This window comes from Erwinia sp. GW821-FHT03D09, assembly GCF_059420805.1.
In genome coordinates, this window is sequence record NZ_JBWKUK010000004.1 from 186,869 (window position 1) to 212,189 (window position 25,321).

Annotated in this window: 20 protein-coding genes, 1 pseudogene and 1 other annotated feature; of the genes and pseudogenes, 11 read left to right on the forward strand and 10 right to left on the reverse strand. The window is 54.2% G+C overall.

Features of this window, described 5'->3' with window-relative positions; translation table 11 throughout:
- Nucleotides 1–17: 17 nt before the first annotated feature.
- The 5 genes and pseudogenes from trpA to AC07U6_RS05485 all read right to left on the reverse strand — a co-directional run bounded on the left by trpA (nt 18) and on the right by AC07U6_RS05485 (nt 6,620).
- Nucleotides 18–821: a tryptophan synthase subunit alpha gene (gene trpA, locus AC07U6_RS05465; protein WP_494762854.1), complete on the reverse strand. Its 804-nt coding sequence runs from the start codon at nt 819–821 to the stop codon at nt 18–20.
- Entirely contained in the window at nt 821–2,011 is a 1,191-nt protein-coding gene (gene trpB / locus AC07U6_RS05470) for a tryptophan synthase subunit beta (protein WP_494762853.1), read from the reverse strand. Before trpB ends, trpA begins: the two co-directional genes overlap by 1 nt.
- An 87-nt stretch (nt 2,012–2,098) precedes the next feature.
- A complete protein-coding gene (gene trpCF, locus AC07U6_RS05475) occupies nt 2,099–3,463 on the reverse strand; it encodes a bifunctional indole-3-glycerol-phosphate synthase TrpC/phosphoribosylanthranilate isomerase TrpF (protein ID WP_494762852.1) in 1,365 nt (454 codons plus the stop codon).
- 2 nt (nt 3,464–3,465) lie between these two features.
- Nucleotides 3,466–5,058 (reverse strand): annotated as a pseudogene (trpD, locus tag AC07U6_RS05480) (bifunctional anthranilate synthase glutamate amidotransferase component TrpG/anthranilate phosphoribosyltransferase TrpD).
- Nucleotides 5,058–6,620, reverse strand: a complete 1,563-nt coding sequence (locus AC07U6_RS05485) for an anthranilate synthase component 1 (protein ID WP_494762851.1) — start codon at nt 6,618–6,620, stop codon at nt 5,058–5,060. The pseudogene trpD and the gene AC07U6_RS05485 overlap by 1 nt, the downstream one beginning before the upstream one ends.
- A 23-nt stretch (nt 6,621–6,643) precedes the next feature.
- Nucleotides 6,644–6,742 (reverse strand) — a sequence feature (Trp leader region).
- Between the two features lie 111 nt (nt 6,743–6,853).
- Here AC07U6_RS05485 and rnm point away from each other — a divergent pair.
- Nucleotides 6,854–7,777 (forward strand): RNase RNM, encoded by a 924-nt coding sequence (gene rnm, locus AC07U6_RS05490; RefSeq protein ID WP_494762850.1) that lies wholly within the window; start codon nt 6,854–6,856, stop codon nt 7,775–7,777.
- A gap of 52 nt (nt 7,778–7,829) precedes the next feature.
- The gene (locus AC07U6_RS05495; RefSeq protein WP_494762849.1) at nt 7,830–8,450 is read left to right on the forward strand and encodes an L-threonylcarbamoyladenylate synthase; all 621 of its coding nucleotides are present in this window, start codon (nt 7,830–7,832) and stop codon (nt 8,448–8,450) included.
- 51 nt (nt 8,451–8,501) lie between these two features.
- On the opposite strand, the gene AC07U6_RS05500 is transcribed toward AC07U6_RS05495, so the two are convergent.
- Nucleotides 8,502–9,128 (reverse strand): serine protease, encoded by a 627-nt coding sequence (locus tag AC07U6_RS05500; protein WP_494762848.1) that lies wholly within the window; start codon nt 9,126–9,128, stop codon nt 8,502–8,504.
- A 706-nt stretch (nt 9,129–9,834) separates the two neighbouring features.
- Here AC07U6_RS05500 and rluB point away from each other — a divergent pair.
- Nucleotides 9,835–10,734, forward strand: coding sequence for a 23S rRNA pseudouridine(2605) synthase RluB (gene rluB / locus AC07U6_RS05505; protein WP_494762847.1), 900 nt, complete (start codon nt 9,835–9,837; stop codon nt 10,732–10,734).
- A gap of 51 nt (nt 10,735–10,785) precedes the next feature.
- Here the strand turns inward: rluB and cobO are convergent, their stop codons facing one another.
- A complete protein-coding gene (gene cobO, locus AC07U6_RS05510; RefSeq protein ID WP_494762846.1) occupies nt 10,786–11,376 on the reverse strand; it encodes a cob(I)yrinic acid a,c-diamide adenosyltransferase in 591 nt (196 codons plus the stop codon).
- Nucleotides 11,376–12,137 carry a YciK family oxidoreductase gene (locus AC07U6_RS05515; protein WP_494762845.1) on the reverse strand — a complete coding sequence of 254 codons (762 nt, stop codon included), beginning with the start codon at nt 12,135–12,137 and terminating at the stop codon, nt 11,376–11,378. The genes cobO and AC07U6_RS05515 overlap by 1 nt, the downstream gene beginning before the upstream one ends.
- Nucleotides 12,138–12,359: 222 nt before the next feature.
- On the opposite strand from AC07U6_RS05515, the gene sohB reads away from it, so the two are divergent.
- On the forward strand, nt 12,360–13,409 hold the full coding sequence (gene sohB, locus AC07U6_RS05520) for a protease SohB (RefSeq protein ID WP_494762844.1): 1,050 nt from the start codon (nt 12,360–12,362) through the stop codon (nt 13,407–13,409).
- A gap of 30 nt (nt 13,410–13,439) precedes the next feature.
- On the opposite strand, the gene AC07U6_RS05525 is transcribed toward sohB, so the two are convergent.
- The gene (locus AC07U6_RS05525) at nt 13,440–13,691 is read right to left on the reverse strand and encodes a DUF2498 family protein (RefSeq protein WP_494762843.1); all 252 of its coding nucleotides are present in this window, start codon (nt 13,689–13,691) and stop codon (nt 13,440–13,442) included.
- A 398-nt stretch (nt 13,692–14,089) separates the two neighbouring features.
- Between AC07U6_RS05525 and topA the strand changes: the two genes are divergently transcribed.
- The 4 genes from topA (at nt 14,090) to acnA (ending at nt 21,939) form a co-directional block, all read left to right on the forward strand.
- On the forward strand, nt 14,090–16,687 hold the full coding sequence (gene topA / locus AC07U6_RS05530; RefSeq protein WP_494762842.1) for a type I DNA topoisomerase: 2,598 nt from the start codon (nt 14,090–14,092) through the stop codon (nt 16,685–16,687).
- Between the two features lie 262 nt (nt 16,688–16,949).
- Complete coding sequence (gene cysB, locus AC07U6_RS05535) at nt 16,950–17,924, forward strand: HTH-type transcriptional regulator CysB (RefSeq protein ID WP_494762841.1); 975 nt, start codon at nt 16,950–16,952, stop codon at nt 17,922–17,924.
- A gap of 490 nt (nt 17,925–18,414) precedes the next feature.
- Complete coding sequence (locus tag AC07U6_RS05540) at nt 18,415–18,579, forward strand: YmiA family putative membrane protein (protein ID WP_494762840.1); 165 nt, start codon at nt 18,415–18,417, stop codon at nt 18,577–18,579.
- Between the two features lie 675 nt (nt 18,580–19,254).
- A complete protein-coding gene (acnA, locus tag AC07U6_RS05545) occupies nt 19,255–21,939 on the forward strand; it encodes an aconitate hydratase AcnA (RefSeq protein ID WP_494762839.1) in 2,685 nt (894 codons plus the stop codon).
- A 108-nt stretch (nt 21,940–22,047) separates the two neighbouring features.
- Here acnA and ribA read toward each other — a convergent pair whose 3' ends face one another.
- Nucleotides 22,048–22,638 carry a GTP cyclohydrolase II gene (gene ribA / locus AC07U6_RS05550; RefSeq protein ID WP_494762838.1) on the reverse strand — a complete coding sequence of 197 codons (591 nt, stop codon included), beginning with the start codon at nt 22,636–22,638 and terminating at the stop codon, nt 22,048–22,050.
- 229 nt (nt 22,639–22,867) lie between these two features.
- Between ribA and pgpB the strand changes: the two genes are divergently transcribed.
- From pgpB to lapB, 3 genes are all read left to right on the forward strand, one after another.
- The gene (gene pgpB / locus AC07U6_RS05555; protein ID WP_494762837.1) at nt 22,868–23,629 is read left to right on the forward strand and encodes a phosphatidylglycerophosphatase B; all 762 of its coding nucleotides are present in this window, start codon (nt 22,868–22,870) and stop codon (nt 23,627–23,629) included.
- Between the two features lie 171 nt (nt 23,630–23,800).
- A complete protein-coding gene (locus tag AC07U6_RS05560; RefSeq protein WP_494762836.1) occupies nt 23,801–24,109 on the forward strand; it encodes a LapA family protein in 309 nt (102 codons plus the stop codon).
- 6 nt (nt 24,110–24,115) lie between these two features.
- Nucleotides 24,116–25,285 (forward strand): lipopolysaccharide assembly protein LapB, encoded by a 1,170-nt coding sequence (gene lapB / locus AC07U6_RS05565; protein WP_494762835.1) that lies wholly within the window; start codon nt 24,116–24,118, stop codon nt 25,283–25,285.
- Nucleotides 25,286–25,321 lie beyond the last annotated feature (36 nt).

The window sequence follows — 25,321 nt, forward strand, 5'->3', positions numbered from 1 at the left end:
TTTTTGGCGCAGGTTTATCAGCGCGTTCCGGCTTTTAGTTTACTCACAAAAGCGGTGAGTTCCGTCAGCATTACGGATGGATTCTTGTGATGCTGTTCGATAATTTTAACGATAGCTGAACCTGAAATGGCTCCGGCGGCACCGGCACTAATCGCTTCTTCAACCTGAGAGGCTTCTGAGATACCAAACCCCTGAAGCGGTGGCGCGGCATGATATTCTTTCAGTTTGTCGATCAGATGCTTCAGCGGCAGATTTGCGCGGGTTTCAGAACCGGTGACGCCAGCACGTGACAGCAGATAGGTGTATCCACGACCGTGCGAGGCGATTTCACGCAGCAGATCGTCTTCAGCATTTGGCGGGCAGATAAAGATAGGTGCTACATTGTGACGCATGGCGGACTGGCGGAACGGTGCAGACTCTTCAATCGGCACATCCGCGACCAGTACTGAGTCAACCCCCACTTCCTGGCAGCGTGCATAGAAGTTATCGATGCCGTTGGAAAAGACGAGGTTGGCATACATCAGCAAACCAATCGGCAGTTCCGGGTATTTCTGACGAATCGCCGCCAGCATTTCGAAACACTGCGCCGGCGTGACGCCTGCGGCAAACGCGCGCAGGGTGGCGTTCTGAATCGTCGGGCCGTCGGCCAGCGGATCGGAGAACGGGATACCTAACTCAAGGGCATCTGCGCCACCTGCAACCAGCGCATCAATAATTTGCAGCGACAGCTCCGGGTTGGGATCGCCCAGGGTGACGAAGGGAACAAAGGCACCTTCTTTACGTTCTGCCAGGCGCTTAAAACAACGATCGTAACGTTCCATCAAATTTCTCCCCTGGCGTTGAAAATGTCATGTACGGTGAATATGTCTTTATCGCCACGGCCGGAAAGATTCACTACCAGCAGCTGCTCTTTCTCCGGGTTCTCACGGATCATTTTCAACGCATGGGCGAGGGCGTGTGACGATTCCAGAGCCGGGATAATACCTTCATTGCGGCAGAGGGCCTGGAAAGCATCCAGCGCTTCGTCATCGGTAATCGAAACGTAATCCGCGCGGCCAATGCTGTTCAGATAGGCATGCTGAGGCCCAACTGACGGGAAGTCCAGTCCGGCAGAAATGGAGTAGGACTCCTCAATCTGGCCGTCTTCGGTTTGCATCATCGGCGCTTTCATGCCGAAATAAATGCCTACGCGGCCATGCTTCAGCGGCGCACCGTGTTCGCCGGATTCAATGCCGTGACCGGCCGGTTCCACGCCGATCAGGCCTACGCTGGTTTCATCAATAAAGTCGGCAAACATGCCAATCGCATTCGAACCGCCGCCGACGCAGGCAATCACCGCATCCGGCAGGCGACCTTCCTGCTCAAGGATCTGCGCCTTGGTTTCTTCACCAATCATGCGCTGAAACTCGCGAACGATAGTCGGGAACGGATGCGGGCCGGCCGCGGTACCCAGCATATAGTGAGCGGTTTCATAGCTGCCGGACCAGTCGCGCAGCGCCTCATTACAGGCATCCTTCAGCGTGGACGAACCGCTATGAACGGGGATCACTTCCGCACCCATCAGACGCATGCGGAAGACGTTCGGCGACTGGCGCTCGATGTCCTTTGCGCCCATATAAATGCGGCACTTCAGGCCCAGCAGGGCACTGGCCAGCGCCGACGCCACGCCGTGCTGACCGGCGCCGGTTTCAGCGATAATTTCTTTTTTGCCCATGCGTTTTGCCAGCAGAGCCTGTCCCAGTACCTGGTTGGTTTTGTGCGCGCCGCCGTGCAGCAGATCTTCGCGCTTCAGGTACAGACGGGTTTTAGTGCCTTTGGTCAGGTTGTTGCATAGCGTCAGCGCGGTAGGGCGACCGGCATAGTTTTTCAGCAGGCCGGTAAATTCAGCCTGGAATTCCGGATCGCTCTGGGCGCTGATAAAAGCGTCTTCCAGCTGGCGCAGCGCGGGCATCAGGATCTGCGGCACATACATACCGCCAAACTCGCCAAAATAGGGGTTTAATCTGGTCATATTGCGTCTCTTTATCTTCTCTCAGCGCGGGCGTGGATCACGCCCGACGAAAATGATTATGCCGGTCGGCTTCAGCATCTGACCGTTTCAGTAAGCTTTCAGCGTCTGAAATACTGAGGCAATTTTGTCGGCATCTTTAATACCCGGTGCGCTTTCCACTCCGGAGTTGAAGTCCAGCCCGGCGCAGCCGAGGCGGGAGGCCTCAACGCAGTTAACCGCGCTCAGTCCGCCGGCAAGCAGCACGTTATTCAACGCCTGGCCCTGCAGCAGTGACCAGTCAAATGCCTGGCCGCTGCCGCCGTTACCGTGATCGAACACATAGCGGTCAACGTGCGCCCAGTCGCGCTGCGGGAGGCTGTCGCGAATGCTGAATGCCTTCCAGATCTGCACTTCGGCAGGCAACGCATCGCGCAGCTGGTTGACGTACTGGCGGTCTTCATCACCGTGCAGCTGCACCGCTGCCAGCGCCAGTTCACGAGCTGTGGTGACAACGTCACTCACTGTCTGATTGCGGAATACGCCAACATACTTCAGCGCGGCTGCGGCAATCACTGACCGTGCCACGGCGAGGTCTACTTTACGCGGAGAGCCTTCGGCAAAAATCAGTCCACCGTAAATCGCTCCGGCCACCAGCGCGCTTTGCGCATCCTGCGGCCGGGTCAGGCCGCACACTTTATTGTCGCCGATAATCACCCTGCGTACCGCTGCGGCAAGATCGTTCTCTTCCATCAGCGCAGAGCCAATCAGGAAGCCGTTCGCAAAATGGCTCAGCTCGCGTACCTGGGCGTAGCTGTTGATACCGGATTCGCTGATTACCGTCACGCCGTGTGCCACTTTCGGCGCCAGACGGCGGGTGCGATCGAGGTCAATAGAGAGATCGCGCAGGTCGCGGTTGTTAATTCCCACCACTTTTGCACCCAGTGCGGTGGCGCGCTCAAGCTCTTCATCGCTGATGACTTCGGTCAGTACCCCCATATTCAGGCTGTGCGCTACGGCGGAAAGCTGGCGGTACTGCTCATCGCTAACCACGGAAAGCATCAGTAGAATTGCATCTGCCTGATGGTAACGGGCCAGATAAATCTGGTAAGGGTCGATAATAAAATCTTTGCACAGTACCGGCTGGGTAACGACCGAACTGACGATCGGCAGAAAATCAAAGCTGCCCTGGAAATACTTCTCGTCGGTCAGCACCGATATTGCGGAGGCATAGTCTTTATACACGCCGGCGATGGTGGCCGGGTCGAAATCGTCACGGATCAGCCCTTTAGAGGGCGATGCCTTTTTACATTCAAGAATAAACACCGTACGCGTGCCGCTCAGCGCATCATAAAAGCTGCGGGTAGACGGGACGATATCATTCTGGAACGAGGCCAGCGGCTGCTGCTGCTGACGGGCGGCAAGCCAGATGGTTTTATCCGCGACGATCTTATTCAGTACGGTTTCCTGCTGCATGATTATCCTCTTGCTGCCAGTGCGACCACATGTTTATAAGCCTGGCCGCTGCGGATGGTTTCCAGCGCCTGCTGAGCGTTCTGTCGCAAATCTTCATGGCCAAAAATCTTCAGTAACAGAGCGACATTAGCCGCCACGGCTTCTTCATGAGCCAGCTCGCCTTTACCCTGAAGTAAACGCGCAAGAATGTCACGGTTTTCTTCCGGTGAACCCCCAGCCAGCGCCTCCTGCGGGTGATAGCTCAGGCCAAAGTCATCCGGCGTCAGCTGGTAGCTGGTGATCTCACCTTCACGCAGCTCGGCCACGTGGGTCACGCTGTGTAGCGCCACTTCGTCCATGCCGCCGCCGTGAACGACCGCCGCGCGGCGATAGCCTAATGTCTTCAGCGCCTGAGCAATCGGCAGAACCAGCTCAGGGCTGTATACGCCAATCACCGCCAGCGGCGGCCGGGCCGGGTTAATTAACGGGCCCAGAACGTTGAAAATGGTGCGGGTTTTCAGCTGCTGGCGTACCGGCATCGCGTGGCGGAATCCGCTGTGATACTGCGGTGCAAACAGGAAGCAGACGTTAAGTTCATCCAGCGCCTGGCGTGCCTGTTCCGCGGGTAAATCCAGACTGATGCCGAACGCTGCCAGCAGGTCGGACGAGCCAGATTTACTGGAGACGCTGCGGTTACCGTGTTTAGCGACTTTTAATCCGCACGCGGCAGCGACAAAGGCGCTGGCAGTGGAGATATTAATGCTGTTGCTGCCGTCGCCGCCGGTGCCGACAATATCGGCAAAATCATAGTCCGGGCGCGGGAACGGTTTGGCATCTTCCAGGAGAGCGGTCGCCGCCCCGGCGATTTCCTGTGGGCGCTCGCCGCGAACCTTCATCGCAATCAGCGCGCCTGCCAGCTGAGTTGGCTCCAGCTGTCCGGTAATAATCGCAGAAAACAGCTGGTGGCTTTCCGCCTGCGTCAGGGTTTCAGCCTGAAATAATTTTTCCAAAATAGTGTTCATCAAGCTTCTCCTCGGTTACGCCAGCGCCCAGGCCAGGGTTTGTTCCAGCAGGCGGGCCCCCTGGGTGGTGAGAATGGATTCAGGGTGGAACTGGAAGCCGCAAACGCGCTGCGCGTCGTCGCGAACGGCCATCACCATGCCATTGAACGTGGCGTTAACCGTCAGACCGTCAGGAATATTGCTGCCCACCAGCGAGTGATAGCGGGCGACCGGCAGCGGGTTGCTAAGACCGGCGAACATGCCTTCATTATCGTGGGTAATCGCCGAGGCTTTGCCGTGCAGGATCTCACCGGCCTGGCCTACATGGCCGCCGTAAGCTTCCACAATCGCCTGGTGACCGAGACAGATACCGATAATTGGCAGTCGGCCACGCAGCTGCTGCAACATTTCCGGCATACAGCCGGCCTCTGACGGTGTGCCAGGGCCCGGTGACAGCATCAGCACCGGGTTTTCCATCTCCTGCAGGCGCGCAATCAGCGTGGCGGCAGGAACGTTGTTACGATAAACCACCACGTGATGGCCAAAGGTGCGTAACTGATCGACGAGGTTATAGGTGAAGGAGTCGAAGTTATCGAGCAGCAGAATATCGGCCATCAGAAAATCTCCTGGCAGTGGTGAGCGGTGGCAATGGCACGCAGGACGGCACGGGCTTTATTACGGCTTTCGTCAGCTTCCGCCTGCGGGTTCGAGTCCAGAACCACGCCGGCACCGGCCTGCACGGTGGCAACGCCGTCTTCCACCCACGCGGAGCGGATAACAATGCAGGTATCCAGGTCGCCGCTGGCAGTGAAATAGCCCACCGCGCCACCATAGCTTCCGCGACGGGTGCCCTCGGCTTTGGCAATCAGCTGCATGGCGCGCACTTTCGGCGCACCGCTCAGAGTGCCCATGTTCATGCAGGCGCGGTAGGCGTGCAGCACATCGATATCGCCGCGCAGCTTGCCAACAACGCGAGAAACCAGATGCATAACGAAGGTATAGCGATCCACTTTGGTCAGGTCTGCCACGTAGCGGCTGCCGGGTTCACAGATGCGCGCCAAATCGTTACGCGCCAGGTCAACCAGCATCAGATGCTCGGCCAGTTCTTTGTGGTCGGTACGCATTTCCAGTTCAATACGGCTGTCGAGATCGCGATCCAGAGAACCATCCGCGTGGCGGCCGCGCGGGCGGGTACCGGCAATCGGATAGATTTCAATCTGGCGGCTTTCTGCGTCGTACTTCAGTGAGCTTTCCGGCGAAGCGCCGAACAGGCTGAAATCGCGGTCCTGCATAAAGAACATATACGGGCTGGGATTGCTGTTTTTCAGCGTATCGTAGGCGGCCAGCGGTGAAGGGCACGGCAGCGAGAAGCGGCGTGACGGTACTACCTGGAAAATCTCTCCGATGCGAATGGCTTCCTGCATCTGGCGAACGACCTGGCAATAGTCCTCGTCGCTCTGGCTGACGTTGAGCGCCATGCCGTCAACGGTCTGCACCGGCAGCGAGGGCGCTGGCTGCAGCATCTGACTGTTTAACTGTTCGATGCGGCTCTGCAGGCGGAGAAACTCCGCCGGAGAAGAGGTAAACAGGCTGGCCTGCAGGCGAGCGGTTTGCTGCTGATGATCAATGACCAGCAGCGTTTCCGCCAGGTAGAAGCAGTAGTCCGGGCAGCGCTGCTCGTTTTTTAACGTTGGCAGCGATTCAAAGCCGGCGACCAGGTCGTAGGCAAACAGCCCGCCGAGCAGCATTGCTTCGCGATTTTCCGCCGGGACGTTGATCAGCTGCGGGATCAGGCGCAGCGCATCGAACACCGACAGCGCGCGCAGGTTGGAATCTTCATCCTGAATTTCGGTGTTGTGCGGGAAGACCAGTTCACGGCCATCGGGGCGAATGTGATTCTGCACCGATGCAGGCAGGGCTGCGTCCAGCAGCGTCAGCAGGGCGCGTCCGTTTTCAGACAGTGCCTGAATATGCACGGTTTTATCCAGCGCGCTGATGCGCAGGGCGCTATCGACAATCAGCAGACTTTTCAGGTTGCGCTTGCTATCAACATCCGCTGACTCCAGCAGCAGCGTTTCGGAACGTGCGCCGCAGAGCTGGTGAAAAACGGCGGCCGGATCTTCACGGTAGGGTGCATTGCCGGTAATCAACTTCACTGTAGGTTTGGCATTCGACATGGTTTGATCTCTGTTTTTTGCTCAAAAAAAAGCCCGCATTTAGCGGGCCTGAGTATCTGCACAACGTATTAACTGTGCACGACGACATCGCCCGTTCAGGGAGAAGTGCGCCACCAACCAGTCATCAGAGAGAGTGAATATGACATGATACAGATACCTTATGCTCGTGAACTTGCGTACTAGTTAACTGGAACGCGGAAAAAAAGTCAATACTCTTTTTCCCTTAGCAAGGAATGACGTTATCATGCTGCGATATTCCCGCCAATGCCGGAGCCGTTTTGACAGTAGCAGCCACATCAATCAGTTCTTTTCCTATCTTCGATCTTCACAGTCACACCACTGCATCTGACGGGTTACTCCCCCCGGAGCAGCTGGTGCTGCGCGCGGTAGAGCATCGCGTCGGTGTACTGGCCGTCACCGACCACGACACCACCGACGGCGTTCAGCCCGCGCGTGAGGCGATAGCGCGGCACCAGCTTCCGCTGCAGCTTATTGCCGGCGTTGAGGTGTCATCGCTGTGGGAAAACCATGAGATCCATATTGTCGGACTCGGTATTGATATCGCCCACCCGGGACTGGTGGCCTTTCTGGCCGAACAGGGCGAACGACGGATGGCGCGCGCGCGGATGATCGCGGAACGACTGGATAAAGCAGGGATACCCGGTGCGCTGGAGGCTGCCCTTGAGATGGCGCGGGGCGGAGCGGTAACGCGCGGACATTTTGCCCGTTTTCTGATCGCCGCCGGTAAAGCCGACACGATGCAGAAGGTGTTTAAAAACTATCTGGCGCGCGGTAAAACCGGATACGTTCCGCCACAGTGGTGTACAATTAAACAAGCCGTTGATGCGATTCATGATTCTGGCGGGCGAGCGGTGTTGGCGCATCCAGGCCGCTACGGGCTGTCTGCCAAGTGGCTGAAACGCCTGATTGCCCACTTCAGCGAGCAGGGCGGTGAAGCGATGGAGGTGGCGCAGTGTCAGCAGGCTCCACAGGAACGGACGCAGCTGGCGCGATACGCGCAGGAGTATCAACTGGCGGGATCGCAGGGATCTGATTTTCATCAGCCCTGTGCGTGGATTGAATTGGGCAAAAAATTATGGCTACCCGGTGGTGTTGACGCCGTGTGGCAGCGTTTTCCAGAAATCGTTAAGCAATAGCCTGAAGCAGGCGACGCCAATGTCATTGCTGATGTACGGATAAGAGGTTTCTATGAGTCAGTTTTTCTACATTCACCCGGATAATCCGCAGCCGCGACTGATCAAGCAGGCGGTGGAGATGTTAAATAAGGGCAGCGTGATCGTCTATCCCACGGACTCCGGCTACGCGCTGGGCTGCAAGCTGGAAGATAAGAACGCGTTGGAGCGTATCTGCCGTATACGTCAGCTCGATGGTAATCACAACTTCACCCTGATGTGCCGCGATCTGTCCGAACTGTCATCCTATGCGCACGTCGATAACAGCGCATTTCGCCTGATCAAAAACAACACGCCGGGCAACTACACCTTTATTCTCAAGGCGACGAAAGAAGTTCCGCGCCGGCTGATGAGTGAAAAACGTAAAACCATCGGCCTGCGTGTGCCGTCGAATTCGATTGCGCTGGCGCTGCTGGAAGCACTGAACGAGCCGATGATGTCAACCTCGCTCATGCTGCCGGGCAATGATTTTACCGAGTCGGACCCGGAAGCCATTCAGGATGAAATCGGCAAACTGGTCGATTTGATTATTCACGGTGGCTACCTGGGACAGCAGCCGACGACCGTGATTGATCTGACGGATGATTCACCGGTGGTGATCCGTGAGGGCGTGGGTGATATTCAGCCGTTCCTCTAGCGATACAAAGGCAGGATGTCAGCGATCTCCTGACCATATCTCTCTTTCATCTTACGAGGTGGATTCCTCGAGCCACTTCTGGAATACCTGATAAGGGATGTAGAGAGACACGTCTTTTAATTTCGTCTCCCGCGTCGCGGTGTTTTTAACTTCGCTGCTGTAACCGACCAGCACACCGCCGATGCTGTCATCGCTGTGATATACCGCACCCCCTGACATGCCCTGTACCGCCCCGGCGTTCGACGCCATGGCTACGCAGGGCTTCTTGTTCCAGCCGTTGCGGATTGCCGTCATTGCCAGATTATTACCGGATGATTCAACCGGCATCGCCGAGAAGAAACTGTAGCCATACATTCGCACCGGCTCGCCCGCTTTGGTGGTGCGAAACTCGGGCAGTTTCTTCAGGTTATTTTTGTGGTAAATGATCGCCAGATCGCAGTAGGGGTGATAAGCCTTCACCCGGTGCATTGTCCAGCGCGCCACGTGGGCTGCCGTCAGGCTGTATTCTGGCGTAATCGGAATGCTGGTGCCTAATGCGCCCACGCCAAGAATGGTAGGGATGCCGACAAAATTCATATCGACCCGCTTCATCGCTTCGCGACTGTAGTTGTAACTACCTACGGAACAACCGGTTAATGCCAGCAGCGACAGCGTCAGCAGACACTTTTTAATATCCATTTTATTCACATATCAGCCACGTCGCTTATGCGCCGTTGCACGGTAAAGACGCGGGTGATCCTGTGCCGGGTGATGACCCGACGGATTAATAACAAAAGAAATAACGACGTCAGTGCGCTATTATTTCTGCGGGAGAGGAACAGCGGGGTAGATAAACGAAAACAGCTGGTCTATCTGCCTTTTTCCTGGAAAAATCTTATTCGCTGAACTGTTATGAAGGGTAATTATTCATCCTTAAAGCAATGTTTTATAATAATAAACATTACAGAATAATTGTATTTTAATTTCTTTCTGAATTTCTGACTTCATGTAAATTGATGTTTTTTTTGAGTTATTATCTCTCTTTTTTGTATCTTTTTAGCATTTCAGATCTGGCGAGTACTAATGCCTTATTTTAATATTTTAAGTATGTAGAAATAAGATTTTTAATCGGCTGATAACGCTGTTTCTGACTTTTTGTTAATCTTTGTTTGAAAAAGGTTAATTTTATTCAGTGCAGGAGAATAAATTTTAAAATATTGCGAGAAACCGTTTCTGCAATTCTCGCTCAGCCAGGCTAAAATTAGGGCACCCACCTGCTAACAAACAGGTTACAGTGGGGGTAAAAGTCTGTATAATATCCCCCGGATTTGAAAATAAGTTATTGAAAGTAAAAGAATTTTTATTTTCACCATGACGCCTGGGAAGGCGACAAAGAGGCAGCTCCATGAGCGAAAAGTTACAGAAAGTTTTAGCACGCGCCGGGCACGGTTCCCGTCGTGAAATCGAAACCATGATCTCCGCCGGACGCGTCAGCGTTGACGGCAAGCTGGCCACGCTGGGTGACCGCGTTGAGCCAGACAGTTCCCTGAAAATTCGTATTGACGGGCACGTTGTGCCGGTCAGTGAATCCATTACTGAAGTTTGCCGCGTTCTGGCTTACTACAAACCCGAAGGCGAGTTGTGTACTCGCAGCGATCCCGAAGGTCGCCCAACGGTGTTCGATCGCCTGCCGAAGCTGCGCGGCGCGCGTTGGATTGCTGTAGGCCGTCTGGATGTGAACACCTGCGGCCTGCTGCTGTTCACCACCGACGGTGAACTGGCTAACCGACTGATGCACCCAAGTCGCGAAGTTGAACGTGAATATGCGGTACGCGTATTCGGCCAGGTGGATGACGAGAAAATCAAACAGCTGAGCCGTGGCGTGCAGCTTGAAGATGGTCCGGCAGCATTTAAGACCCTCAAATTCACCGGCGGTGAAGGGATTAACCAGTGGTACAACGTAACCCTGACGGAAGGGCGTAACCGTGAGGTCCGTCGCCTGTGGGAAGCAGTGGGTGTGCAGGTCAGCCGTCTGATCCGCGTCCGCTATGGCGATATCGATCTGCCGAAAGGTCTGCCGCGTGGCGGGTATACCGAGCTGGATCTGCAGCCAACTAACTATCTGCGTGAGCTGGTTGGGTTGGAAGCGGAAACCGTTAGTAAAGTGCCGGTTGAGAAAGATCGCCGCCGCACTAAGGCGAATCAAATTCGTCGTGCGGTGAAACGTCATACAACCACCACTAAAGCGGCGAAACCGGGCGGCAGCCGCCGGCCGGGTTCAAAACGTCAGCAGGGCAAGCCGTAAGCTGTCTTGCGAATAAAAAGGGCCTGATGGCCCTTTTTTTATACGCTATATTTACCAGTCAATTCCCTGCTGCGCCTGAATTCCGGCATCAAATGCATGTTTAACCGGGCGCATTTCACTTACCGTATCCGCCAGTTCGAGCAGTTCTCGGTGGCAGCCTCGTCCGGTAATAATCACGCTCTGATGAGCAGGCCGTTGCTGCAGTGCATCAATCACCTCCTGGAGAGGCAGATAATCAAAGCTGACCATATAGGTCAACTCATCCAGAACCACCAGATCCAACGCTGCATTCTGCAGCATCCGCTTGCCATGCAGCCAGACCTTCAGACAGGCCTCAGTATCGGTGGCGCGGTTTTGCGTGTCCCAGGTAAACCCGGTGGCCATGACCTGAAATTCAACGCCGTGCGTTTCCAGAAGATTGCGCTCACCGTTAGGCCATTCACCTTTAATAAACTGGATCACACCGACGCGTTTCTGATGCCCGACTGCGCGCGTTGCGGTACCGAAAGCGGCAGTGGTTTTCCCTTTGCCGTTGCCGGTGAAGACCATCAGGATGCCACGGGTTTCCGTGGCGGCGGCAATACGTGCATCGATCTGTTCTTTCAGCCGCTGCTGGCGCTGCTGGTGGCGATCTTCCGACATTATTCAGCCGCCCCCGGTTTCCGTCCCGGCTGGGCGTCAAAGCTGATACCGGTTTTGCGCTTGCTGTCGTCGCCCATCAGCCACAGATACAGTGGCATAATGTCGGCGGGCGTTTTCAGCTTCATTGCATCTTCCTGCGGAAAGGCGCTGGCGCGCATGCGGGTGCGGGTTCCGCCCGGGTTGATGCAGTTTACGCGCAGCTGGCGGCTGTCATATTCTTCCGCCAGAACCTGCATCATGCCTTCGGTGGCGAATTTAGACACGGAATAAGCTCCCCACCCGGAACGCCCCTGGCGGCCGACACTGGATGAAGTGAACACCAGCGACGCTGAAGAGGATTTCAGCAGCAGCGGGATCAGCGCCTGGGTCAGGAAAAAGGTGCCGTCAATATTCACGCGCATAACCTGCTGCCATACGGCCGGGCTCTGTTCAGTCATCGGCACCACTTCGCCGAGCAAACCGGCGTTATGCAGCACGCCGTCCAGCCGCGGCACCACGCGCGCGATATCCTCAGCCAGCTGCCGGCAGCTTTCCGGCGTGGCCGTTTCCAAATCTAACGGGAACCAGCAGGCTGGCTGGCGGTCATGCTGATTAATCTCATCGCAAACCTGCTGGAGCTGTGCGGAATTGCGGCCCAGCAGGAGGACCTGCGCGCCATAGCGGGCGTAGGTGAGGGCGGCTTCGCGGCCGATGCCGGTATTGGCACCGGTAACAAGAATAATGCGGTTGTTGAGCAAATCGCTTTTCGGTTGATAATGCACGATAGAATCCTCTGGCGATGAAGTGTCTGCAGCGTCGCCGGTACGAAAGTCGGCGTAAGTTCTTGCAGAACATAGAATTAACTGCTTTATGCCTGAAAAATGCGGTGAGTGCAATCCTATGGGCTGTCCGTTAATGCCATGTTACCGGGTTGCAGGCGACCAATCGTCGAGAGTCGGTTACACTGGATCAACACTAATACAATGTTAATTAAGGCGGATTGAGTGGAACTACTCTCTTATTATGGACTCTTTTTAGCGAAAACCGTCACCGTAGTGGTGGCTATTGCCGCCATTGCATTGGTTATTACCAATCTCGCAGCCCGCAAGCGAAGCCAGACCGGCCAGCTCCGGCTGACGCATCTGAGTGACCGTTACCGCAAAATGCGTGACGAGCTGCGACTGGCTAAGGTAGAGCCAGAGCAGCAGAAGCAGTGGATCAAGGAGCGAAAGAAGGCAGAAAAACTGAAACACAAGCTGGCTAAGCAGCAGACAAAACAGGGCGGTCTGAAGACGGAAAGCAAGCCGACGCTGTTTGTGCTCGACTTCAAAGGCAGTATGGATGCCGGAGAAGTGACCTCTTTGCGCGAAGAGATATCGGCAGTGGTCGCCGTTGCCCGCAGCGGTGATGAAGTGTTACTGCGCCTGGAAAGCCCGGGCGGTGTGGTGCACGGCTATGGCCTGGCGGCATCCCAGCTGCAGCGCCTGCGTGACAAGGGCATCCCGCTTACCGTTGCCGTTGATAAAATGGCGGCCAGCGGCGGTTACATGATGGCCTGCGTGGCGGAGCGTATCGTTGCCGCGCCGTTCTCGATTATCGGTTCGATTGGTGTGGTGGCGCAGATCCCTAACTTCAACCGATTGCTGAAGCGCAACGATATTGACCTTGAGCTGCATACCGCCGGGGAATATAAGCGTACGCTGACCATGCTGGGGGAAAACACCGAAGCCGGGCGCGAAAAATTCCGTCAGGATCTCAATGAAACCCACCAGCTGTTCAAAGATTTTGTTCATCAGATGCGCCCGTCACTGGATATTGACAGCGTGGCCACCGGCGAACACTGGTACGGCAGCCAGGCACTGGACAAAGGGCTGGTTGATGCGATTGGCACCAGTGACGATCTGGTGCTGGAACATATTGAGAAGCGCCAGGTGATCGGCGTGCGCTTTGCCCAGCGCAAACGCATGATGGATCGGTTTACGCAAAGCGCAATGGCCAGCGCTGAACGTCTGCTGCTTCGCCTCTGGCAGCGCGGCGAAAAACCGCTGCTGTAATTCGTAAGATAGCGCCCGCTAAGACGGGCGCTATACGTCGAGTCGGTATTTCGGTGAAAGCTCGACCGCCAGAAATTTGAACACATTAAACACCGCAGTGCTGCGGGGACCGGGCAGGCCCTGTTCGTCCAAAAAGTAGTCACCGGTAAAAATCAGCACTTCGCCCTTTTGCTCCACGCCGGTTGTGGCCATTCCGTCAAAAAAATCTTTGTGCTCAGCAATCATCTGATTGGCGATTGCCAGCAGGCTGCTGCGATCGATAGTTTGCTGGTCCCGATCCATATTCCCTCCTTTATAGTGATCCCGCAGCGGGGTATTGTACGCCTGACTGATAAATCCGCAATCTTGGTGCTGGTTTAGAAAACTGTTTCTTTTTACAGCCTTTTCTGGCGGAAATCTGTGCTTGATGTTAATTAAGTTGCGTAACAGATTTTATCAGGTAGAGTGTGGGCTTTTCGGGTTCCGGGCGTAAAAGTGAGTTTACGCTTTGTTAGAGATTCGCTTAACAGGTAGTAAATAGTACCGTTTATCAATGTGTTAAAAGACTTGTAATGGCACGAAAATTGATAAAAAGTTAACCGGGATTGGTATCATTCTCCCGATAGCTCTATCTTCAATGTGCAATGCAGGCCTGGACGGTACTACTTACTCTCGGATGTTTTAATCAGGTAAAGGTAACTATGGGAAAAGCTCTCGTAATAGTTGAGTCCCCGGCAAAAGCCAAAACGATCAATAAATATCTCGGCAATGACTACGTGGTTAAATCCAGCGTGGGTCATATCCGCGATTTGCCGACGAGTGGATCAACGGTTAAAAAGAGCGCTGACTCTACAACCAGTAAAACAACGAAGAAGGTCAAAAAAGACGAAAAGGCGGCGTTGGTTAACCGCATGGGCGTCGATCCTTATCACGGCTGGGAAGCGAACTATCAAATCCTGCCGGGCAAGGAAAAAGTGGTTGCTGAACTGAAATCACTGGCGCAAAACGCTGACCATATCTATCTCGCAACGGACCTTGACCGCGAAGGGGAGGCCATTGCATGGCACCTGCGGGAAGTGATCGGTGGCGATGATTCACGCTATAGCCGCGTGGTCTTTAACGAAATTACCAAGAACGCGATTCGTCAGGCGTTCGAAAAGCCTGGCGAACTGAACATTGACCGGGTCAATGCCCAGCAGGCGCGGCGCTTTATGGACCGTGTGGTTGGCTATATGGTGTCACCACTGCTGTGGAAAAAAGTGGCCCGTGGCCTGTCTGCCGGCCGCGTTCAGTCCGTTGCCGTGCGTCTGGTGGTTGAGCGCGAACGTGAAATTAAAGCCTTCGTGCCGGAAGAGTACTGGGAGCTGAATGCCGCTCTGACTACGCCGAAAGGCGTGGACCTGCCGATGCAGGTAACGCATCAGGGTGACAAACCCTTCCGTCCGGTCAACGGCGAGCAAACGCATGCTGCAGTCAGCCTGCTGGAAAAAGCGCGCTATATCGTTGCCGATCGTGAAGACAAACCGACCAGTAGCAAGCCCGGCGCGCCGTTTATCACCTCGACGCTACAGCAGGCGGCAAGCACCCGTCTTGGTTTCGGCGTTAAAAAAACCATGATGATGGCTCAGCGCCTGTATGAAGCGGGTCACATCACCTATATGCGTACCGACTCGACCAATCTGAGTCAGGATGCGGTAAGCATGGTTTGCGGCTATGTCGAAAAAGAATTTGGCGCGAAGTATCTGCCGAAATCGCCAAACGTCTATACCAGCAAAGACAACTCGCAGGAAGCGCACGAAGCGATTCGTCCCTCCGACGTGAATATTCAGTCCGAACAGTTGAAAGACATGGAAGCGGATGCGCAGAAGCTGTATCAGCTGATCTGGCGTCAATTCGTTGCCTGTCAGATGATGCCTGCGCAGTATGACTCTACCACCCTGATCGTAGAGGCCGGTGATTTCAAACTGAAAGCGAAGGGCCGTACGCTGCGCTTCGACGGCTGGACCCGCGTGATGCCGGCGCTGCGTAAGGGCGATGAAGATCGCACCCTGCCTCCGGTTGAGGTGGGCAGCGAGCTGAGCCTGCAGCAGCTGACGCCAAGCCAGCACTTCACCAAACCGCCTGCGCGTTTTAGCGAAGCGTCTCTGGTGCGCGAGTTGGAAAAGCGCGGTATCGGTCGTCCTTCTACCTATGCATCGATCATCTCGACCATTCAGGATCGCGGCTACGTTAAAGTGGAAAGCCGTCGTTTCTATGCCGAGAAGATGGGGGAAATCGTTACCGATCGCCTGGAAGAGAACTTCCGCGAACTGATGAACTATGATTTCACCGCCAATATGGAAGATAACCTCGACAAGGTTGCGAATAACGAAGCGCAGTGGAAGGCGGTTCTGGATAAATTCTTCGGCGAATTCAGCCAGCAGCTCGAGCAGGCGGAAAAGGACCCGGAAGAGGGCGGCATGCAGCCTAACCAGATGGTGCTGACTTCGATCGAATGCCCGACCTGTTCGCGCCAGATGGGTATCCGCACCGCCAGCACCGGCGTGTTCCTCGGCTGCTCGGGCTATGCGCTGCCGCCGAAAGAGCGCTGCAAGCAGACTATTAATCTGATCCCTGAGAATGAAGTGTTGAACATTCTTGAGGGCGATGATGCGGAAACTAACGCGCTGCGTGCGCGTCGCCGCTGCCAAAAATGCGGCACGGCGATGGACAGCTACCTGATTGATAATCAGCGTAAGCTGCACGTTTGCGGCAGTAACCCGGAGTGTGACGGCTACGAGATTGAACAGGGCGAATTCCGCATCAAAGGCTATGATGGCCCGATCGTGGAGTGCGAGAAGTGTGGTTCCGAAATGCACCTGAAAATGGGGCGCTTCGGCAAGTACATGGCCTGTACCAATGACGACTGTAAGAATACGCGCAAAATTCTGCGTAACGGTGAAGTTGCCCCGCCGAAGGAAGACCCGGTTCCATTGCCGGAGCTGCCTTGCGAAAAATCAGATGCGTACTTCGTTCTGCGCGACGGTGCGGCGGGCGTATTCCTGGCAGCGAATACCTTCCCCAAATCGCGCGAAACCCGTGCGCCTCAGGTTGAAGAGCTGCAGCGCTTCCGTGACCGTCTGCCTGAAAAGCTCCGTTATCTGGCCGATGCGCCAGCGACGGATGAGGAAGGCAACAAGGCTGTCGTTCGCTTCAGTCGTAAAACCAAACAGCAGTACGTCAGCACAGAAAAAGACGGCAAAGCCACCGGCTGGTCGGCGTTATTCGTTGATGGCAAATGGGAAGTCAGCAAGAAGTAAGCCGCGCTGATTTCGCCCGTACAGGGGCAGGCCGTTCCGGTTTGCCCCTGAATTATCACTTCGATGATATTCTAACCGATTGTTGATGAATGTTTCCCTGCTAACGCTATACATATCCCACATTTTTGATATAGTTGTTATAGATATCCCTCTTCTTATTATTAAATCGCATTAGACCGCTAACCTGACGCTGACCAGAATTCTGGTGTCTTCTTCTGTATGGTTTTCGGCACGTTGCTTCAGACCCTGGACGGAATGAAAAATGAAATTGCAGCAGCTGCGGTACATCGTTGAGGTGGTTAACCACAACCTCAATGTCTCTTCAACGGCCGAAGGGCTGTACACCTCTCAACCCGGCATCAGTAAGCAGGTTCGCATGCTGGAGGATGAACTGGGCATTCAAATCTTTGCCCGAAGCGGTAAGCACCTGACTCAGGTGACACCCGCCGGGCAGGAAATCATCCGTATTGCCCGCGAAGTGCTGTCAAAAGTCGATGCGATTAAATCGGTTGCCGGCGAGCATACCTGGCCGGATAAAGGTTCACTGTACGTTGCCACCACCCACACCCAGGCGCGTTATGCATTGCCCAATGTGATCAAAGGCTTTATTGAACGCTATCCGCGCGTCTCGTTGCATATGCACCAGGGGTCGCCAACTCAGATTGCAGAAGCCGTATCTAAGGGTAATGCGGATTTTGCGATTGCCACCGAGGCGCTGCATCTTTACGACGATCTGATCATGCTGCCGTGCTATCACTGGAATCGTGCAATCGTGGTTACGCCGGATCATCCCCTGGCCGGTAAATCAAAAGTGTCGATTGAAGAGCTTGCTGAATACCCGCTGGTCACCTATACCTTTGGCTTCACCGGGCGCTCTGAGCTGGATACGGCATTTAACCGCGCAGGTCTGACGCCGCGTATCGTTTTTACCGCGACCGATGCCGACGTTATCAAAACCTATGTGCGTCTGGGGTTGGGGGTTGGGGTGATTGCCAGCATGGCAGTAGATCCGATATCCGATCCCGATCTGGTGCGAATTGAAGCGACCGACGTATTCACCTACAGCACCACGAAAATCGGCTTCCGTCGCAGTACCTTCCTGCGTAGCTATATGTATGACTTTATCCAGCGTTTTGCCCCACACCTGACGCGTGAGGTGGTCGATACAGCCGTTGGACTGCGCTCAAATGAAGATATTGAAGCGATGTTTAAAGATATTAAATTACCGGCTAAATAGTTACATTTTTTTCTAATTATCTTAAGTTCAGATTGTAACCGATCTGAACTTAATGAAAGCTCCTGCCTTTCACTGCCATCGTTAGTTTCTTTCCTTTCTGTGCAATAAATGAAATCTCTATCACATGTTCACTCATTGTTATTTATGAAGTGAGAAATAGTACACATTTTTCGTCGTCAAACTTTGCGAAAAATTAAGACAATTCCCATAATACATCCAACGCCAATGAGCAGAGGATTGCGTTGGTTAGCCAGGTAAAGGGGGCTCTGATATCGGAAACTGCAAGGCTGAATGCCGGGTACATATCAGAGTGATAAAGTTTTTATGCTGAATGATTAACTTAAAAAATATTATTAAAGTTCTTCAGTGACTTACTAATGTTTTTAAGCGTTTAGTTTAATGAAAATGACTGGATCTTGGGCAACCGGCTGATTAGGATTTGTGCCAATTACTGGTTGAAACATTGTGTTAGTGAGAGAGAGTATCAATTATGGCTACTAGATTATCTGCACGGTCCAATTTCGGTCACGAGTCACAGGATGCTGAGCATAGCGGCAGCGATAAACTGAAGCGTAACGCCTGGCTGGCGCTCTTCGTGGGCTCTTTCCTGTTTTGGGTACTGGTCGTTACAATGGCCTGGAACCTTTGGAACTAACTATGCAGCTCCTGAATGGCAAGCTGAACAGCAGTAGCATTGCCGAAATTGATGACGATTTTGGCAATGATAAGAAGATTTCCCAGGTGATTATCCCTGCAGCCTGGTGCCTCCCTGCAGCCTGGTGCCTGAATGAAATGCAGCTAATATTTATCCGATCTATAATTAAAGATGGAAAAGCCAATTAAATCAAGCCGGGTAATGAAAATTTTCATATCCGGCTTCTGCTTTTCTGACTGATTCCAATTATCAATAGTTACTTCTGGCAAACAATTAATGTGAGATGTAATTACTATGGGGAGTATTTGTACTCATGGTAGATAGATGCTTTTTCTGTAAATAATAACGCGTGATACAGTTATCAACAAAGATGAATTCAGCTCAATAATTCTACGGAGATTATCCGTAATTAGCGTTTGATTCGAATTATGAATTCTTATCATAATACCCTGCCCGTTAGCATGCTGATGCAGAATAATCGCATGAATATAAATAACCTGAGTGATTAATCTGAAACCCCGCCAACAATCCTGGCGGGGCGTTTGTCGTTTTTCGACTTGGCATTTTGTGTTTTTATCAAAATGTTACCTCCTTTTTGTACTATCTTTAAAGCAAACCCTGCATTTAGTCAGGTTATGCAGCAGGTAGAGCAATCAAAACAATAAAGGAGGAGCAATGTCGAGCACCCTACGCGAAATCAGCCAGGATACGCTGAACGTTAACGGCCAACCGTATCACATCTTCAGTCTGGCCAAAGCCGCCGCTAAGTTGGGCGATATTGATCGCCTGCCGAAATCAATGAAGGTACTGCTGGAGAATCTGCTGCGCTGGCAGGATGGAGACTCCGTCACCGGGGAAGATATCCATGCCATTGCTGACTGGCTGAAGGATGCCCATGCCGATCGAGAAATTGCCTATCGACCGGCACGTGTTTTAATGCAGGACTTTACCGGGGTACCGGCGGTGGTGGACCTCGCCGCAATGCGTGAAGCGGTGAAACGTCTGGGAGGCGATGTGGCGAAGGTGAACCCGCTTTCGCCCGTGGACCTGGTGATCGACCACTCCGTTACCGTCGATCGCTTTGGCGATGACGACGCTTTCGAAGAGAACGTGCAGCTGGAAATGGAGCGTAACCATGAGCGCTACGTTTTCCTTCGTTGGGGACAGAAAGCCTTCAATCGCTTTAGCGTGGTGCCGCCGGGGACTGGCATCTGTCACCAGGTGAATCTTGAGTATCTTGGGAAGTCCGTCTGGCATGAGAAGCAAAACGGCAATGAGGTGGCGTTTCCCGATACGCTGGTCGGCACCGATTCCCACACCACGATGATTAACGCTCTCGGCGTGTTGGGCTGGGGCGTTGGTGGTATTGAAGCTGAAGCCGCTATGCTGGGTCAGCCCGTTTCCATGCTGATCCCGGACGTTGTCGGATTCAAGCTGACCGGCAAGCTGAAACCCGGGATCACCGCCACTGATCTGGTGCTGACCGTTACCCAGATGCTGCGCAAGCACGGCGTGGTTGGCAAGTTCGTTGAGTTTTACGGTGATGGCCTGAAGGATCTGCCGCTGGCGGACCGTGCGACCATTGCCAATATGGCACCGGAATATGGTGCAACCTGCGGCTTCTTCCCGGTTGATAGCGTCACGCTGGAGTATATGAGGCTGACCGGGCGCAGCGACCAGCAGGTGGCGCTGGTGGAAGCCTATGCCCGCGCGCAGGGGATGTGGCGACATACCGGTGACGAACCGGTCTTTACCAGCAGCCTCTCACTCGACATGGGGAAAGTGGAGTCAAGCCTGGCGGGACCTAAGCGTCCTCAGGACCGCGTGGCGTTGGGTGATGTTCCTGCTGCCTTCCGCGCCAGCAACGAGCTGGAAGTCAATCACGCGCAGAAAGATCATCAGGCGGTCAGTTATCGCGACGCCCGCAGCGGAGAACAGTATCAGCTGGAAGACGGCGCGGTGGTCATCGCTGCCATCACCTCCTGTACCAATACCTCGAATCCCAGCGTGCTGATGGCCGCCGGACTCCTGGCGAAAAAGGCCGCCGCGCTCGGACTGCAGCGCAAACCCTGGGTCAAAGCCTCGCTGGCGCCGGGATCGAAAGTGGTTTCTGACTACCTCGCTACCGCAGGCCTGACGCCTTATCTCGATCGGCTGGGATTCAACCTGGTGGGTTACGGCTGTACGACCTGCATCGGTAATTCAGGACCGCTGCCGGAAGAGATTGAAAATGCCATCCGGCAGGGCGATCTGACCGTCGGCGCGGTGCTGTCGGGTAACCGAAACTTTGAAGGCCGTATCCATCCGTATGTGAAAACCAACTGGCTGGCGTCACCACCGCTGGTGGTGGCCTACGCGCTATCCGGCAATATGAAATTGAACCTGCAAACCGATCCGCTCGGTAAGGATGCCAGCGGCAGGCCGGTTTATCTGAAGGATATCTGGCCGTCGCCGGAAGAAATTGCCGCTGCGGTGCAGTTGGTTTCGACCGAAATGTTCCATAAAGAGTATGCAGAAGTGTTCGCCGGGACGCCTGAGTGGCAGCAAATTCAGGTCAGCGAGGCGGCAACCTATTCGTGGGATAACGACTCGACCTACATTCGGCTGTCGCCGTTCTTTGACACCATGGAGAAAGAGCCGAAGGCGGTGGAAGATATCAAAGGCGCGCGTATTCTGGCGATGCTCGGTGACTCTGTGACTACCGACCACATCTCCCCTGCGGGCAGCATTAAGGCAGAAAGTCCGGCGGGGCGTTATCTGCTGGATCGCGGTGTTGAACGTACCGACTTTAACTCCTATGGTTCGCGGCGCGGTAATCATGAAGTGATGATGCGTGGAACCTTTGCCAATATTCGCATCCGCAACGAAATGGTCCCGGGAGTGGAAGGGGGGATTACGCGCCATATTCCCAGCAATCAACAGCTGGCGATTTACGACGCCGCTATGCGCTACCGGGAAGAGGGCATCCCTCTGGCCATCATTGCCGGGAAAGAGTACGGCTCCGGTTCCAGCCGCGACTGGGCGGCGAAGGGGCCGCGTTTGCAGGGCGTTAGGGTGGTTATTGCCGAATCGTTTGAGCGCATTCACCGTTCAAATCTGATCGGTATGGGGATACTACCCCTGGAGTTTCCGCAGGGCGTGACCCGTAAAACATTGAAGCTCACCGGCGATGAATTGATCGATGTGGCTCATCTCCAGCAGTTGAAACCCGGAATGACGGTAAAAGTGACGCTAACGCGGGCGGACGGCAGTAAAGACGTTCTGGATACGCGCTGCCGTATTGATACTGGCAACGAGCTGACCTACTACCAGAATGACGGCATTCTGCATTACGTGATCCGTAATATGCTTCGCGACTAAGCGCCTGAAGCCGGCCTGGTCATATCGACTGAGGGTAGAAGAAAAAAAGCCGCTATCAAAAGTAGCGGCTTTTTACGTCATGAGGAGCAATGTGCTCCGCATCCGGTATTACTTCGACAGCAGATGGCCCATCTTCTCGGCTTTGGTATCGAGGTAGTGGGCATTATTCGGATTGCGGCCCACAATCAGCGGAACGCGCTCAACGATATTGATCCCCGCTTCAGTCAGAATTTCTACCTTGCGTGGATTGTTGGTCAGCAACCGCACTTCATCAACGCCCAACAGCTTGAACATATCGGCACACAGGGTAAAGTCGCGCTCATCGGCGGCAAAACCTAACTGGTGATTGGCTTCTACTGTATCGTAACCTTTATCCTGCAAAGCATAGGCGCGAATTTTATTCAGCAAACCAATACCGCGCCCTTCCTGGCGGTGATAAAGCAGAATCCCGCGGCCCTGCTCGGCAATATGCGTCAGTGCGGCTTCCAGCTGGAAACCGCAATCGCAGCGCAGGCTGAACAGCGCATCACCGGTAAGGCATTCGGAATGAACGCGCGCCAGTACCGGCTCGCTGTTAGAAACATCGCCAAAAACCAGCGCAACATGATCGTGCCCGGTTGCCAGTTCTTCAAAACCGACCATGAGGAAATCGCCCCAGGGCGTGGGCAGGTTGGCTTCTGCCACCCGTTTAAGCTGCATGTGACTCTCCAGAAACTTCAGGTGTACGCTATCATCAGATGGCGCGGTGTCAGTTGCCTGACGGCTAACAATGCGTGGTATTTTGCCATAACCCGCGGTGCGAAGGTTAACATGTTTGAGCTATCCAGTGATAACGCACAATTATCACCATCGCAACGTATATGTTATTATTTTTATTACTATTGTTATATCAATTAAGATCAATAACCGAACTTTTTAAGGAAGAAATATGCCTGAAATTCTCAGACGAACCACAATCGGGATGCTTCTCCTGCTGATAATGCCCGTACTGGTCGCGCTTTCCGACTGGCAGTGGCAGCCCGGCGAAATGGGTTGGGGATATCTGATCCTGTTCTGGTTTACCGAGACCGTCACCCGTCCGTGGGGCGTTATTACCAGCATGTTGCTGTGCGGCTGGTTTCTCTGGTGCCTGCGTTTCCGCTTCAAGCCAGCGGTATTTCTGTTGGCCATTCTGGTCGGTACTATTCTCGTGGGCCAGTACACCAAAAGCCTGATCAAAGAGCGGGTGCAGGAGCCTCGGCCTTACGTTTTGTGGCTGGAAAAGGCTGAGGGTGTAAGCAATGAATACTTTTATGAATTAAAGCGCAAACAGCGTAGCCACCTGGTCGAAGAGGCGGTGGCCGATAACATACTGCTGCCCGGCTGGCTGAAGCGGCACTGGGCGTTTGAAACCGGATTTTCGTTCCCTTCCGGGCACACCATGTTTGCTGCCAGCTGGGCACTGCTTGGTGTAGGATTGCTGTGGCCGCGTCGCCGCTATGTCACTATTGCACTGCTTCTGTGCTGGGCCTCGTTGGTGATGGGCAGCCGGCTGATGCTGGGGATGCACTGGCCGCAGGATCTTATCGTATCCACGCTGTTAAGCTGGCTGTTTATTACCCTGGCGACATGGCTTGCGCAGCGCTTCTGTGGTTCGCTAAGCGTGCTGCCGCAGGAGCAGCAGGAAATCAACCAGCGAGAAAATGAGTGACGCTGATTGTAAACCGACTTTTTACCCCCATAACGATCAACGACTTTGCAAAACGGCGTGATGGGGGCAGGGAATTAGTGCGGCGCCTAAAATCTGCGAGTATCAACACAAGCATCAGGGCGTTTTTTTTGGCATAATTCATCTGATTAACATCAGATTACGGGATGAACTGTGAAATATTTGCTGATTTTTTTAGTGGTTCTGGCGATCTTCGTCATTTCAGTCACTTTAGGTGCGCACAACGATCAGGTCGTCACCTTCAACTATCTGCTGGCGCAGGGTGAATTCCGTATCTCTACACTGCTGGCTTCGCTGTTTGCCGTGGGCTTCCTGCTGGGATGGGCAATATGTGGTCTGTTTTGGCTACGTATTCGCGTAGCACTGGCTAACAGCCAGCGTAAGCTTAAGCGACTGCAGCATCAGATCGGGCAGATGGATGCTGCCGGGACGGCGTCAAGAACGTCAGCCGTCAAGGAATAATCATTTATGTTGGAACTGTTGTTTCTGTTACTCCCCGTAGCCGCCGCCTACGGCTGGTATATGGGGCGCAGAAGTGCGCAACAGGATAAGCAACAGGAGGCGAGTCGCCTGTCACGTGACTATGTGGCCGGGGTGAACTTCCTGCTTTCGAATCAACAGGACAAAGCCGTCGATCTGTTTCTTGACATGCTCAAGGAAGACAGCGGTACGGTTGAGGCTCATCTGACGCTGGGCAACCTTTTCCGTTCCCGTGGTGAAGTTGATCGCGCCATCCGCATCCACCAGTCCCTGATGGAAAGTGCTTCTCTGACCTACGATCAACGGCTGCTTGCGATCCAGCAGCTTGGGCGTGATTACATGGTGGCCGGGCTGTACGATCGTGCTGAACAGATGTTTGGGCAACTGGTTGAAGAAACCGATTTTCGCATTGGCGCGCTCCAGCAGCTGCTGATCATCCATCAGTCCACCAGCGACTGGCCGAATGCGATCGAAGTCGCGGAACGGCTGGTGAAGCTGGGCAAGGAGCAGAAGAAAATGGAAATCGCCCATTTCTACTGCGAGCTGGCGCTACAGGCCATGGGCAGTGACGATCTTGATCGTGCGATGAACCTGCTCAAAAAGGGTGAGGCTGCCGATCGCAACAGCGCCCGCATCTCCATTATGATGGGGCGTATTTTTATGGCGAAAGGCGATTATGCCAAAGCCGTGGTGCACCTGCAGCGGGTTATCGAACAGGATCGGGAACTGGTCAGTGAGACGCTGGAAATGCTGGAAACCTGCTTCGAACACCTCAACCAGCCGAAGGCCTGGAGCGATTACCTTAAGCGCTGCGTGGAGGAGAATACCGGTGCGGCCGCTGAACTCTACCTTGCTGGCATCCTGGACTGCGATGAAGGGGCGGACGTGGCCCAAACCTATATCACCCGCCAGCTACAGCGGCATCCTACTATGCGCGTCTTCCACCGGCTGATGGATTTTAACCTGCAGGAAGCCGAAGACGGCAGGGCGAAAGAAAGTCTGACGGTGCTGCGCGATATGGTGGGCGAGCAAATCCGCACCAAGCCGCGCTATCGCTGCCACAAATGCGGTTTCACCGCCCATGCGCTTTACTGGCACTGCCCGTCGTGTCGTACCTGGTCTTCGGTGAAGCCGATTCGCGGCCTGGATGGACAATAATTCTGGCGCTTAGCGCCAATTAATTGTCCTCATTCT

Coding starts and splice junctions, on each gene's coding strand:
- rluB (WP_494762847.1), top strand. CDS start 9,835: ATGAGCGAAAAGTTACAGAAAGTTTTAGCACGCGCCGGGCACGGTTCC.
- AC07U6_RS05525 (WP_494762843.1), bottom strand. CDS start 13,691: ATGGATCGGGACCAGCAAACTATCGATCGCAGCAGCCTGCTGGCAATC.
- lapB (WP_494762835.1), top strand. CDS start 24,116: ATGTTGGAACTGTTGTTTCTGTTACTCCCCGTAGCCGCCGCCTACGGC.
- AC07U6_RS05485 (WP_494762851.1), bottom strand. CDS start 6,620: ATGTCGAATGCCAAACCTACAGTGAAGTTGATTACCGGCAATGCACCC.
- ribA (WP_494762838.1), bottom strand. CDS start 22,638: ATGCAGCTTAAACGGGTGGCAGAAGCCAACCTGCCCACGCCCTGGGGC.
- acnA (WP_494762839.1), top strand. CDS start 19,255: ATGTCGAGCACCCTACGCGAAATCAGCCAGGATACGCTGAACGTTAAC.
- trpA (WP_494762854.1), bottom strand. CDS start 821: ATGGAACGTTACGATCGTTGTTTTAAGCGCCTGGCAGAACGTAAAGAA.
- trpCF (WP_494762852.1), bottom strand. CDS start 3,463: ATGCAGCAGGAAACCGTACTGAATAAGATCGTCGCGGATAAAACCATC.
- cysB (WP_494762841.1), top strand. CDS start 16,950: ATGAAATTGCAGCAGCTGCGGTACATCGTTGAGGTGGTTAACCACAAC.
- rnm (WP_494762850.1), top strand. CDS start 6,854: ATGACGTTATCATGCTGCGATATTCCCGCCAATGCCGGAGCCGTTTTG.
- AC07U6_RS05500 (WP_494762848.1), bottom strand. CDS start 9,128: ATGGATATTAAAAAGTGTCTGCTGACGCTGTCGCTGCTGGCATTAACC.
- topA (WP_494762842.1), top strand. CDS start 14,090: ATGGGAAAAGCTCTCGTAATAGTTGAGTCCCCGGCAAAAGCCAAAACG.
- AC07U6_RS05540 (WP_494762840.1), top strand. CDS start 18,415: ATGGCTACTAGATTATCTGCACGGTCCAATTTCGGTCACGAGTCACAG.
- AC07U6_RS05495 (WP_494762849.1), top strand. CDS start 7,830: ATGAGTCAGTTTTTCTACATTCACCCGGATAATCCGCAGCCGCGACTG.
- trpB (WP_494762853.1), bottom strand. CDS start 2,011: ATGACCAGATTAAACCCCTATTTTGGCGAGTTTGGCGGTATGTATGTG.
- cobO (WP_494762846.1), bottom strand. CDS start 11,376: ATGTCGGAAGATCGCCACCAGCAGCGCCAGCAGCGGCTGAAAGAACAG.
- pgpB (WP_494762837.1), top strand. CDS start 22,868: ATGCCTGAAATTCTCAGACGAACCACAATCGGGATGCTTCTCCTGCTG.